Genomic DNA, 12,467 nt, shown 5'->3' with positions numbered 1-12,467 from the left:
ATCTGTTTATAGACAACGAGTTACCACGAATCAGGACCACCGTGTCCTTTTGCGGCTGGGACCATACATAGGCGAATTTGTCTCAATTAAGTATTGACAACTACCGATATAGTTAGTTATTACTAACCAATAAGGCAGGAGATGATGCGTACAGGTTGGCAGACTCGAAATAGGATTTTGAAGGTGGCCACGATGTTGTTCAGTCGTGACGGCTTCGACAAGGTCACTATCAAGCAGGTCGCTCGACGATGCAAGATCACGGAGCCTGCAATCTATCGTCATTTCGAATCCAAAGTGGCCCTTTGTGAAGCCGTGCTGGATGCCGTAGGCGAACGCCTGGCCTATAATGAATTGTTCGAACGACTCGAGTCCGAGGACAATGTCGAAAATCTCCTCAGACAGTTGGCCCTTCACATCGTAAACTTTTTCACGGAGAATCAGGATATTTACCGCCTGCTGCTCTTCTCGGCGCTCGCGGGACATCCGCATGCACGGCAAGTGTACGATGCAATCAGGGGAGCGTACGCGCGATTTCTCCGAGAGCAACTCGACCGTTTGTACAGTCGTGACCTCATCGTGAAGAAAAACAACGAGATTACCGCTCGGTGCTTCGTCGGTATGGTGTTCGACTGCGCCATGGCGAACACGCTCTGGAAGGGGATGCAGGGGAAGGTGTATACCCCGTCCGACGTAGTCGCCAATAATGTCCCAATCTACGCCCAGGGCCTGAAACCGTGACTCGGCCATCCCCCGAAAACATATGCAAAAGATGCCCATATACTCTGGAGGTACCATGGAATTTGCGATAACACGAGTTCGGAAACCGCATTCGTCTCTGATCGGAGCGCTTGCGATCCTGGCTCTGGTGTTTCCGGTGATGACATCCGCACCGAGCGCGGCTGGCGTCTGCGCCGAATGTCACGCCGAAGTTAGTGAATCTTTTCACAACATGCCGCATGGACTATTCCTGGCGGAGTCCGCCGCCTGGAAAGAAAACCCTTGTGAGGCTTGTCACGGCCAAGGTTCGGCACATATCACCTCGGGCGACCCGAATCAGATCATCAATCCCGCGCGGATCGACCAATTCGGTTCGCGCGAGCTTTGTCTGAGTTGCCACAACGGCCCGCAGTTTGATGATTGGTCAGTCTCACACCATAGCACGGCTGATGTCTCGTGTGCCAGTTGCCACATCGTCCATCAGGCGACCAAGCGGTCGCTCCGAAAGGAGACACCGGAACTCTGTTACGACTGCCACAGCGGCGTCCGCGCAGCGGCTACCATGCCTTCACATCATCCAATCGCCGAAGGAAAACTGGCCTGCGAAGACTGCCACGGCATTCATGGTGGCGACGGCACTCTGACTCAGGAGTCGACCGGTCGCGAACTCTGCCTGACCTGTCATGCCGACAAGGAAGGTCCGTTCGTGTACGAGCACGCGCCGGTCAACGAAGATTGTCAGATTTGCCACACGCCGCACGGGGCGGTAGCCGACAACCTGCTCAAGCAGACTGAGCCTGCGCTGTGCCTCGGCTGTCACTCGATGCACTTCCACGCCACTGCAGAAGGAGTTGATGGTCCGTTCACGGATCCGATGGCTCGAGACCGGGACGGGATTTCGACAACTGATGGCTTCAAACGAGTGATGCTGACAAAGTGCACGCAGTGTCACCCGATGATACATGGTTCGGACCTTCCTTCACAAGCAATCTCAACCGGCGGCAACGCCTTGACTCGATAGGAGTGACGCAATGCGACGAAAATTCATTGTTCTGCTGATCATCCTGACGGGGTCGATGGCGGTCCCGGCGCTTCAGGCGGCCAACGACGTATCCAGCCGCGATCAATACTCGCTCTGGCTCGGCTCGCATTACACCGATTTCAGCGATTACGCCAAAAAGGTCGGTGAATACAACCTCGGCAATTCCGAGTTACTACCGGAGTTCGGGTTCAGTCAATACTCGGTTCGGGAGGGAACGATCTTTCGACTGGACGCCAATTACTTCGATGACCAGAACATCTTTGGTCGACTGGAAACTTCCACTTCGGATCGCTTTACCGGCTTATTTCAGTATCGATCATTGACCAAGCAGATGGGCCAGGATAACCTGTCGAATATGGAAGTTCGCGAATGGCTCTCCACTCGCCCGGGAGGCAAGATTGTCACACACGAGATACTTGATCCCAATGCTGATTACAACACCAACCGACAGGAACTGCTGGGACGTATCAGCATGCTGCTCTCACGATCGAAAAATCTACGATTGATGGCCACTCACCGATCTATTCTCGAGCGCGGGACGGAACAGTCGACATCAAGCAGCCATTGCTTCAGCTGCCACATTACATCACAAGGCGTCGATGTTGACCGCCGGACCCATCAATTCGAAACCGGCGTACAGGGCGACTTTGGCAAGTACACAATTGGCTACCAGTTCGGGTACCGACATTTCAATTCCAGAGTGCCGAACCCGTACGCCAGTTATGACCCTGCTATCAACCCCGTCAACGGAACCTCGGGTCCGGAATTCGATTCGCGGCTTGTGTTTGCGGATACGGTCGCAGCCTATGGAGCAGCTCCACAGACGGAAAAACTGTCGCACAAAGTTCGGGTGAAAAGAGAGATCGGCAAGGGACACCTCGCGGGAACAGCCGGTTTCACGCATGTTACTAACAAGAGAGTAGATTTGTCAACCGATGCCCTTACCGGCTCGGCAACCTATTCGGTCCCCCTGGCGGCACACACTCGCATGATCGCGCGGGCTTCAGCCGTGCGCCAGAGGAGTGATGATCCGTTCATTGACCTGCCCACTTTTCGCGCTGGTCGACCCGGCCCCCAGGTCAGTTTCGATTACACCAGGTGGTCATCGCTGGACCGTTCAGACCTGAAGGGGTCCCTCGAAGTGATTCGTAAGCTGAATCCCCGTCTCACCATGTCTCTCCTGGGCGGATACGATCGAAGAGTGCGGTCCAATTACCCGGGTGCGGGAATGTCCTATACTACCGGCAGGTTCACCGGACAAACGAAATTCCGGTATCGTTCTGCCGACCGGGTGAATATGGCCCTCACATATCGTTTTGAAAAGACCTCCGACCCGTTCGCAAATCTCAACGGCCTGTTCGAGGAGAGAGGACGCGATGTCCTGCGCCCGCTGGTCCCGGGTTTCGGTTTCGTGTTCTACTTCCAACGCGAGGACCTCAAGTACCAGAATGTCTCCACTCTGCCCACCGATTATCACGAGGCAAACCTGACCGTGTCGTGGATACCATCGGCCAATTCGACGGTGGCATTGATGCTCAAGGGAATCTACGATAAGAACAGCGAACTGGACTCGCTCGATGTAAACCACGTGTCGTTCCAACCGAACTTGAATGTGACACTGTCGCCGAATTCAGAATGGGCCTTTGCGGGCGGGTACAATTATCTGTATGATCGAGCCAAGGAGCCGGTGACGGTGGCGCTGTTCGACGGCTGAGGGGCACATCTGTTTAGCGACACCGTGGGTGTCGCTCCGAATCTGACGATCCGTCAAAAACACTACGGCTCCGAGTATGCCATGTCTGACTATGAATCACAGACGCACACCGCGTATTTGACAGGAACGTTTATTCCCAGCGAGCGAGTTCGCTTCACCGGAAGCCTCTCGATCAGCACGGCAACTGGCGCACTCGACCAGGTCCTTATGCCCGACGTTTCCAGCCGACTCCTGAACGAAAGCGGTCAGCCGGACCTGACCCACCAGGACTTCACGTTTCCCGAGATGCACACGTATTCCGATCTCGATTATCAGCTGGTCAAGTTGTCCTTGGGTGCGCAGCTTCGAGTGGCGCCGAGCGTAACTGTGACCGCCGATGGCGACTACGCCGACCTGAACGACGACACCGGGTATGTCTACGGCAACGAGTCCGGCTCGTATTTCTTTGTGCGAACCGGAATCCGGTTCGACTTCTGATTTCCTCTATTCTCTTGGTTCCTCAGAGCCACGACCATTACGGCCGTGGCTCTGTCGCATTGTTCCGCAATACGTGAAGGTCGCATGAAAGATCTGGAACCTTTGCCAAGCCGTGTCGGTATCAAAAAATACCACAAGCAGTGTCTGCTGATGTTTCCGTATCAACTACCGTAAAGGAGGAAACGCGTATGAGCAGATTAATCATCTTGGTTGGCGTCGCATTGCTGGCGATTCCGGTGCTCAGTTTCGCGCAGCCGCGCGACAAGGGGTTCGGTATGGGAGCGGTGATGGGGGAACCGACCGCCATCAATGGAAAAGTCTGGACCGGCTACAGCACCGCTGTAGATTTCGCACTCGCCTGGTCGCAGGACAACGACCGCGATTTCAACACTCACGTTGACTACCTGTTTCACGACTACGGCGTCTTCAACGTGACAAGAGGGAAATTACCGCTGTACTACGGCGTCGGCGGACGGGTGAAGGATGCGTCCGATGCACGTGTAGGACTGCGGGTTCCAGTGGGGCTAAACTATCTCTTCGTGAGGGCGCCTCTTGACGCCTTCATCGAAGTTGCTCCGGTGTTGGATGTGGTACCAGAGACGGAAATGGATTTCGAGGCTGGCATAGGGATGAGATTCTATTTCAGGTAACCCACTCCTCACAACGGAGTGACTCGCATCAGGGGTTCTGAGTAGAGAGCCAGGACCCCGATGCGTTTTTTTTGCATCACAGATTCCTGCTTGGCAAAGACCAGTTGTCCGCACGTCGTTATACTGTAACGAACCATTGCCGCTCGAACCAGCACGCCAGATTCACCAGGCTGATCAGTACCGGCACCTCCACGAGCGGACCTATCACGGCCGCGAAGGCAGCACCGGAATTTATTCCGAACACCGCCACTGCCACCGCAATAGCCAGTTCGAAATTGTTCGATGCTGCCGTAAAGGACAGAGTCGCCGAACGAGCATAACCGGCCCGCACGCGCCTGCCCATCCAAAAACTGACTACAAACATCACCACGAAATAAATCAAGAGCGGCAGCGCTATGCGAAAAACATCAAACGGTATCCTGACGATCGTATCCCCCTTAAGACTGAACATCACGATGATCGTGAACAAAAGCGATACCAGCGTGACCGGACCAATTCGCTTTAGAAAAACGTTGTCGTACCAATCCACCCCTTTAATTCTTAGGAGTCCCCACCGGCTGATCATCCCGGCAAGAAACGGTATGCCCAGATAAATGAACACGCTTTCGGCGATTTGCGACATGTGAACATCCACCACGCTCCCCTGCAACCCAAGAAGGGGCGGCAACAGGGTGATAAACACGTACGCATACAGGCTGTAGAAGAAGACCTGAAATATACTGTTGAACGCCACGAGACCGGCGGCGTACTCTTTGTCGCCGCCGGCCAAATCATTCCAGACGATCACCATGGCGATGCAGCGCGCCAGACCGATCATGATCAATCCGACCATATACTCCGGATAGCCGCTGAGAAACAGGATGGCCAACCCAAACATCAACACCGGACCAATCACCCAGTTTTGCACGAGTGATATCCCCAGCACCTTCCAATCTCTGAAAACATCGCCGAGTTCCTCGTACCGCACTTTCGCCAGCGGTGGATACATCATGAGGATCAGGCCGATGGCGATAGGGACATTGGTCGTACCAACATTGAATTGATTCCAGAAACTCGAAACCCCGGGGGACAGGTAGCCGACAGCGACCCCGAGTCCCATGGCGCTGAATATCCACAGTGTGAGGTAACGATCCAGAAATCCGAGGTGTTTGCGGTCACCGGACTTGACACGTTGATCCGTGGCAACCTGCGTTGTTGTCATGTGTGGTGTTCCTTACTTGTCAGTTCGAGTGTTTCAGGAAGCGACTCGACAAAGGCTCGGATCTCATCCCGCACTCGGCGATAATGCGTGAGCGCTTCCTGTTCCGAATGCGCGCCCTTCGCCAGCGCCGGTGGATCATCGAATCCAAAATGCACAACTTTCGCCGAACCCCGAAACAGAGGACAGCGGTCCCGCGCCCGATCACACACCGTTACGACCCAATCTAATCGCACATGCGCCAATTCATCGACATGTTTTGAAAGCTGTTTCGATATATCCACTCCCGCCTCAGCCATCACCTTCACCGCCCGCGGATCCAAACCGTGCGGCTCGGTTCCGGCGGAGTATGCTTCAATTCTATCGCTCTTAAGGAAGCGTGCCCACCCCTCGGCCATCTGGCTGCGGCACGAATTGCCGGTACACAGAAACAGAATCTTCGTCATTACCCGTCACTTGCCCGGCTTGGTGCCGATCACCGTCACGCTCAACACTGCCGTGCTGCTGCGTTTGAACGCCTGCAACTCTTCGTTGTTGAGATATTGCTTCAGGATCTCATCGGCAATATCGATATTCCGTTCCTTGACAACCCGGGCATCGTCAAACCCGCATCCCCGAATGATATCCAAATAGACATTCCGGTCGGGCGCACCCGCGACACACCCCACATACATCTCCGCCGCTGCTTTGATCTTGAGCGGCAGCTCGCCGCGTGTGACGACATCCGAAATACTGAAATGTCCGCCCGGCTTGAGCACCCGGAATATTTCCGCAAACGCTGCTCCCTTATCCGGCACCAAGTTCAACACGCAGTTGCTGATGACCACATCGACACTGCCCGACGGCACCGGCATCTTCTCGATATCCCCCAGCACAAACTCGACATTCTTGTATCCCAGCTTCTCGTTGTTCGCCCGCGCCTTCGCTATCATCTCCTCGGTCATGTCCAGGCCGATCACCCGCCCCGCCTCACCCACTAGCCGACGAGCCACAAACACATCGTTCCCCGCCCCGGAACCCAGGTCGAGCACCGTGTCTCCCGCCTTGATTCCCGCGTACTCGGTCGGTATCCCGCACCCAAGTCCCAGGTCCGCTTCCGAGGCGTACCCTTCGAGCTTGCTGTAATCCTCGCCGATAACGGTGTAGGTCAAGTCGGAGCAACACCCGCCAGTACCGCAGCACGAGGATACATTCTGCTCCCGGCTCTGCGATGCTATCTGTCCGTATTTTTCTTTCACGAGTTTCTTGATGTTGTCCGAATCAGCCATGTCTATTCTCTCTTTCTCGCCGGGCGACAGGTGGGATCGCCGTTGACATTTCGTAACGCGTGCAGCAACTCTTCCAAAAGAGCCTCAAGCTCTCGTGCCGTCTTGCCGTCGATGCAATAGCAGGATGTCGGCCCCTCAATTTCCCCTTTGATCAGCCCCGCCTCCTTGAGCGCTTTCAGATGCTGTGAGACCGTCGACTGCGCCAGCGGCAGTCCCTTCACGATCTCGCCGCAGACGCAGGCGTTCCGCTCCGCCAGCGTCTTCAGGATGGCGATTCTGGCCGGATGCCCCAGCGCCTTGGCCAGTTCCGCCAGCCGCGCCTGTTTCTTCTGAAAATTGTCTTTTTTGCTGTACGCCATGGTTCTTACTATCGTATATCGTAAATATACGATAAAAGTTCCCCCCGTCAACAGATTTTTTATTAAGTCATCAGTGGTAGGTCGGTGTTTCGAGCGGGCGAAAACGCTCAAATCGTCATGCACGCCACCGGGAACATAGGTACAACACTCGACCAACAGGGAAGAAAACAGCGAGAAACCCGACATCCCGCCCACATAGTAAACGGCACACGTCCCCGTGTGCCGTTTCCGTTCTCCTTCACCCTCAGTTCATGCCGTCAGTCGCCAAACAGACGGTGTAGCCCGATATCCACTTTTGTCATTCCGGCCGTCGAGAGCCGGAATCCAGAATGTCGCCCCCCAGGCGTCGGTTCGAGCGAAGTCGAGAACCGAAATCCAGCCACCGCCCCGAGCGTCGGTTCGAGCGCAGCAAGTAGGGCGGAACCGCTTCCGGTTCCGCCATTCTATTATTCCGTCATTCTGAGAAGCGAACTGGCGTAATGCTTTCCTCCCGTCGGTTCGAGCGGAGCCGAGAACCGGAATCCAGCCGTCGCCCCACAGCGTCGGTTCGAGCGAAGTCGAGAACCGACACCCCCCTATTTCCCCTTCACCCACTTCAGCGCCTCCTCCCGATCCTCGAACAACTTGACTGTAATCGTATCCTCGAACGCGTCATGAAGCGCCGCGAACATGCGGGCGGTGGTATTGTCCTTGCCGGGCGAAATATGGATCCCCCACCTGCTCTTGCCGCACACACTCTTGATCCGCGCCACGAACACCCGAAACCGATCCAGTTCTTCAAGACTCCAGTTAACCGAGGCTTCAGTCAGGTCGCAGAACGCACCCATCCCCTTTTTGTATTTGGGATCCGCCAGGATGGCGTTGACCACCTCAATCTCATCGTCGACTGCCAGCTTTCCCCGATGCCCCTTGAGAATCAGGTTGTGTGCGCTATCGATTTCGTAGTAGCTCTTCACATTGTGCTCGTCGGTTGAAATCCCAGGTAGAAACGCCGATTGACATCTAAGTATACGATTCCCCCGCCCCCGATGCAATATAGAAATGCGCCCCCTCCGCCGCCCCTATTTCGGACAGAATTTCTCAGTTTCGCGTGTTCGTGGCGTGAAAAGTCGTCTTTTCATAAAAAAGTGTTTGACAGCATCGGAGCTCTTGTTCAGTTTGGGGTGCGGGTGGAGTGGGAGCCACTCACGGGATTGGTGGGAAAATCATCAGTCTGGCAGACATCCGCAAAGCGTTTAGTTGTGGGTTTAACTTTCTTAAGGAGGGAGAGATGTCATTCTCTCAAACGCGGAGTGTCAAGAGTAGGGGAGTCAATCACAGCTTTCGGGACAGCAAGACATGTTCAGGCAGCCGGTTCATTTCGTGAGTCTTATCTGCCTTCATCCTTCTGCTGTTTATTGGCCAGTTCGTCGGAGCAACGGACCTGACCTGTGGCGGAGGTGGTTGTTCACAAGGCTGCTTACCAGAGTGCGTATCCCTCGACGTAACTCCGATTGCCGTCAACGGCAACATGGTCACCTTTTGCGTAGGTGTCAAAGCCAAGGGAATGGATAACAGCATGAACATCTACACATCTGTCTACGCTGAGGGATACCCATCACCTCGCGGTGGATGTACCGCCCACGGGTTGGCCCCAATCTGCCTTGCTTGTGAGAACCGATTCACTACCACGATTTCGGTTGAAGGTGGGTCAGTGGATTTCTGGGCCGTCTCATACGAGAGAAACGGATTAGGTGAGGTTATTTGTGCTTGTACTACACAAGCTATCACAGTAGGTGTCGCTGTACCCGAGGCAGTGGAGTTCACACCCAAACCAGAGGAGTTGGGTCGCATTCCCTGCGAGTCGCAAATTGGTGATCCCATCGATGCGCTCACAGGCAATATGTTCGAAGCGCAGACAGATGTTCAGCTCTCTTCTGACAGAGGCCAATCGATTCGATTTACACGCTACTACAACTCATTTGATACAACAACTGGTTGGCTGGGTCGAAAGTGGCGGCACAGCTTTCAGTACACGCTCACAGTCGACACTGCGTCCGGCAATGTCTCGGTCACTGAAGCCAACGGCAGGCTAAGCACTTATCGAAAGGTGAATACACCGTTCGGCATCGAGTACCACGCGCCTTGGGGAATGCACAATCGGCTTGAATACGACCAAGCAGACGGTAGTTATGCGCTGGTCACTCGTGACGATACTCGGTACGTATTCGACTCAACGCACAAACTCATCTCAGTGGATGATCGAAACACGAATGCTACTTCGTTGGCGTATACAGGCCAGCACCTGACGACAGTACAGGACGCTAGTGGCCACAGGTTGCTTCTCGACTACAATGGAGGCAGACTGAGCAGCATTCGCGACACACTTGGCGACACCCTCACGAAGTACAGCTTTAATGGCAGAGGTGACCTTCAAACGGTGACATACGAGGCGGGCGCACAACGGTCATTCACATACGGTACACAAGGCTACGATTCGCTGAATATCGTAGAATTTGCTACCTCAGACAGTATAAATGGCTACTTCGCTTATGATTCACTCGGTCGTGCCGCAGAGTTTTTCCGCAAGGGGGGGCGTGATTCGACAGTACTCTTCTACCAATCTTACTGCAGGACATGCCCAGACTCTTTTCAGGCCCGAACGGTCGCAAACGCCGACACTGACACAACCGCGTTCACTGCCCAGTGGGCGGTTGACCTGAGCCGTCGCTATCTGAAGCGCGTGATCAACCCGAACTGCACGGAATGCGGGAAGGAGTACCTGTTCGGCCCCGCCGGGGAGAAGGTCAAAGTCGTGTATCCCGACGGGGTGGCGGACTCTTTCGCCTATGACGTGCGCGGTAATCTGACCACCTACATTCGTGGCTCCAATACCTCACTGGCCCAGCAGACTCGGTGGGTGTACGATGAAGTCTTCAACCTGCCGATAAGGAAGTACGTTCGTAGCCTTATCTCCCCATCAGTTGATGACACTACCTTCTACGTCTACGATACAGTTGGCAACCTGCTGAGCACCATCGAGAGTGGCTTCCTTACTGGTACTGCGAGGTATCGCGACACCACGGCCTTTGCCTACAATTCCAGTGGGCAACTCGTGAGAGTTGATGGACCGAGGCACGACGTTACAGATACTATCGGGTTTGTTTACTACAACAACGGAGACCTCCGCTACGAGGTTCTCGCGAATGGTGATACGATGGAATACGGCCAACGCGATCAGCTCGGCCGCCGAACCTGGGTGAAATCGTCGTCAGGAGACACGACGCGTTTCTCCTTTGACAAGCGCGGGAGACTCGTGAAGCTGACGTCGCTGGCAGGAACGGCAGATAGTGCGATCTTTGTGTACAGCTACAACGTGGACGGCCAGCTCATCTCGGTCACCACGCCAGTCGGAATCGCGTTGACGCTTCATCGGGACAACAGCGGCCAAATTGACGAGGTCTCCGATGAATTGGGGGCATACATACAATACGCCTACGACCTTGCGGGCAATCCCTCGAGCGAGCGGGTCTATACTAGCGGTGATGTCCTGCGCAAGTCTCAGTCTTTCCTCTTCGACGACAAGCACGAACTTATTTGGGCTGCAGGGCCAAGCGGTGACACAACGAAATTTGCATATTCTGCGGGAGGGACACTCGACACTATGACCAATCAGCTCGGTCACCAAACCAAGTACCGCTACGACTCGTTGCAACGGGTAGTTACCGTGGTGCAGCCTCGGTCGAACGATAGCATAAAGACCCAGTACTTATATGACGCCAGGGACAACATCGTAAAGACGATCGATCCTGATGGGTATCAGTATGTGTTCCGGTACGATGACAAGTCCCGACTCGTGTTCGACAGTTCGGCTGTTGCCGGTGTCACTCGCTACGGCTACGACGCCGCTAACAATCTGACCTGGAAAACGAATGCCTCTGGGGACTCCATCACATATACCTATGACGCACTCAATCGGCTCACGGCAGTGCTCTACCCGGATTCGCAAGACATTCACTACACGTATGATGGGACTGAGTTCAGCTTCGGCAAGGGACGGCTGTACAAGGAGGTGGCACCAGCCTGCAGCACCAAGTACCGGTATGACGCGCGCGGTCGACTCTATCAGAGTTGCGGTGGTTCGCTTCGGACACGACTAAGTACACTACCACCTACGCTTATGACAAGGACAGTGAGGTCAACAGGATTACATATCCGTCCGGGGTTCAGGTAACCTATGACCGCAACTCCGCTGGCAATGTGATCCAGGTACGCTGTTTCATGTACGACCAGTGGACGACTCTGGTCGACAACGTCACCTATGCCCCCTTCGGAGGCCCGGAATCATGGACGCTCGGAAATGGCATTACTGTCACGAACCGCTATGACAACCGCTACCTCGTTGATTCCATCGGCACGTCGCCGACCAATGTGATGAAGTGGCGCTACTCCAACGATCTGGCCGGCAACGTCTCGCAAATTACCAACTGCCTGGACACCAACAGCACGCGTCGGTTCACCTACTCTGAAATAGATCAACTGCTCACAGCCAGGTGCCGCGACTACCCGGACACAGCGCTGGGGTTCTTCTATGGGCGGAACGGCAATGTTGACAGCATCACTGCCGTCGATTCACTTGGGAGCGACACAACGCGATTCAGCTATGACCGGAACCGTCTCGTCTCCGTCCTCGGTCCCGACAGCACCTACTATGCCTATGACTCCATCGGCAATGCTGTGGCCGAGTCGGGTGGGCCTAGTTCCTACACTTTCACATACGACGATGCAGGGCAGCTTATGAGTGTTGACGACGGTGACTTGGTGACGAGCTTCCAGTACGATGGTGACCGCAGACGAATCAAGAAGGCATACGGGACGACCGGCACGAGGTATTTTTCAAATAGCTTCGGGCAGGTAATGAGCGAGTTCAGCCTGACCGGCCAGTGGCAGTGCGACTACGTGTACTGGAACGGCAGATTGCTGGCCAAATTGGTCAAAGGTCTGGCGCCGGGGATTGATCCGGACCCGGATACGATTGGGATCGACGCGGTTGGTCCAGGTGG

At 54.8% G+C, this 12,467-nt stretch carries 12 protein-coding genes; 7 read left to right on the top strand and 5 right to left on the bottom strand.

What is annotated here, in order from left to right; translation table 11 throughout:
• Positions 1–183 precede the first annotated feature (183 nt).
• The 5 genes from AB1644_06010 (at position 184) to AB1644_05990 (ending at position 4,600) form a co-directional block, all read left to right on the top strand.
• Positions 184–738 carry a TetR/AcrR family transcriptional regulator gene (locus AB1644_06010; GenBank protein ID MEW6050601.1) on the top strand — a complete coding sequence of 185 codons (555 nt, stop codon included), beginning with the start codon at positions 184–186 and terminating at the stop codon, positions 736–738.
• 55 nt (positions 739–793) lie between these two features.
• Positions 794–1,738 (top strand): GSU2203 family decaheme c-type cytochrome, encoded by a 945-nt coding sequence (locus tag AB1644_06005; GenBank protein ID MEW6050600.1) that lies wholly within the window; start codon positions 794–796, stop codon positions 1,736–1,738.
• 10 nt (positions 1,739–1,748) lie between these two features.
• Positions 1,749–3,473, top strand: a complete 1,725-nt coding sequence (locus AB1644_06000; protein MEW6050599.1) for a GSU2204 family CXXCH-containing (seleno)protein — start codon at positions 1,749–1,751, stop codon at positions 3,471–3,473.
• Positions 3,474–3,554: 81 nt separating this feature from the next.
• Positions 3,555–3,950 (top strand): hypothetical protein, encoded by a 396-nt coding sequence (locus tag AB1644_05995; GenBank protein ID MEW6050598.1) that lies wholly within the window; start codon positions 3,555–3,557, stop codon positions 3,948–3,950.
• 188 nt (positions 3,951–4,138) lie between these two features.
• A complete protein-coding gene (locus AB1644_05990) occupies positions 4,139–4,600 on the top strand; it encodes a hypothetical protein (protein ID MEW6050597.1) in 462 nt (153 codons plus the stop codon).
• 118 nt (positions 4,601–4,718) lie between these two features.
• On the opposite strand, the gene arsB is transcribed toward AB1644_05990, so the two are convergent.
• The 5 genes from arsB to AB1644_05965 all read right to left on the bottom strand — a co-directional run bounded on the left by arsB (position 4,719) and on the right by AB1644_05965 (position 8,381).
• A complete protein-coding gene (gene arsB, locus AB1644_05985) occupies positions 4,719–5,801 on the bottom strand; it encodes an ACR3 family arsenite efflux transporter (GenBank protein ID MEW6050596.1) in 1,083 nt (360 codons plus the stop codon).
• A complete protein-coding gene (locus AB1644_05980) occupies positions 5,798–6,244 on the bottom strand; it encodes an arsenate reductase ArsC (protein MEW6050595.1) in 447 nt (148 codons plus the stop codon). The genes arsB and AB1644_05980 overlap by 4 nt, the downstream gene beginning before the upstream one ends.
• 6 nt (positions 6,245–6,250) lie before the next feature.
• On the bottom strand, positions 6,251–7,066 hold the full coding sequence (locus tag AB1644_05975; GenBank protein ID MEW6050594.1) for an arsenite methyltransferase: 816 nt from the start codon (positions 7,064–7,066) through the stop codon (positions 6,251–6,253).
• Positions 7,067–7,068: 2 nt separating this feature from the next.
• Positions 7,069–7,425 carry a metalloregulator ArsR/SmtB family transcription factor gene (locus AB1644_05970; protein ID MEW6050593.1) on the bottom strand — a complete coding sequence of 119 codons (357 nt, stop codon included), beginning with the start codon at positions 7,423–7,425 and terminating at the stop codon, positions 7,069–7,071.
• Positions 7,426–8,000: 575 nt separating this feature from the next.
• Entirely contained in the window at positions 8,001–8,381 is a 381-nt protein-coding gene (locus AB1644_05965; GenBank protein MEW6050592.1) for a hypothetical protein, read from the bottom strand.
• A gap of 554 nt (positions 8,382–8,935) precedes the next feature.
• On the opposite strand from AB1644_05965, the gene AB1644_05960 reads away from it, so the two are divergent.
• A complete protein-coding gene (locus AB1644_05960; GenBank protein MEW6050591.1) occupies positions 8,936–11,638 on the top strand; it encodes a DUF6531 domain-containing protein in 2,703 nt (900 codons plus the stop codon).
• Positions 11,639–11,685: 47 nt separating this feature from the next.
• The coding region (locus AB1644_05955) for a hypothetical protein (protein MEW6050590.1) at positions 11,686–12,467 on the top strand (782 nt) is incomplete at its 3' end.

The organism is Candidatus Zixiibacteriota bacterium (assembly GCA_040753875.1).
Classification (GTDB): domain Bacteria; phylum Zixibacteria; class MSB-5A5; order GN15; family FEB-12; genus DATKJY01.
This window is presented reverse-complemented; position numbering and strand designations above follow the sequence as displayed.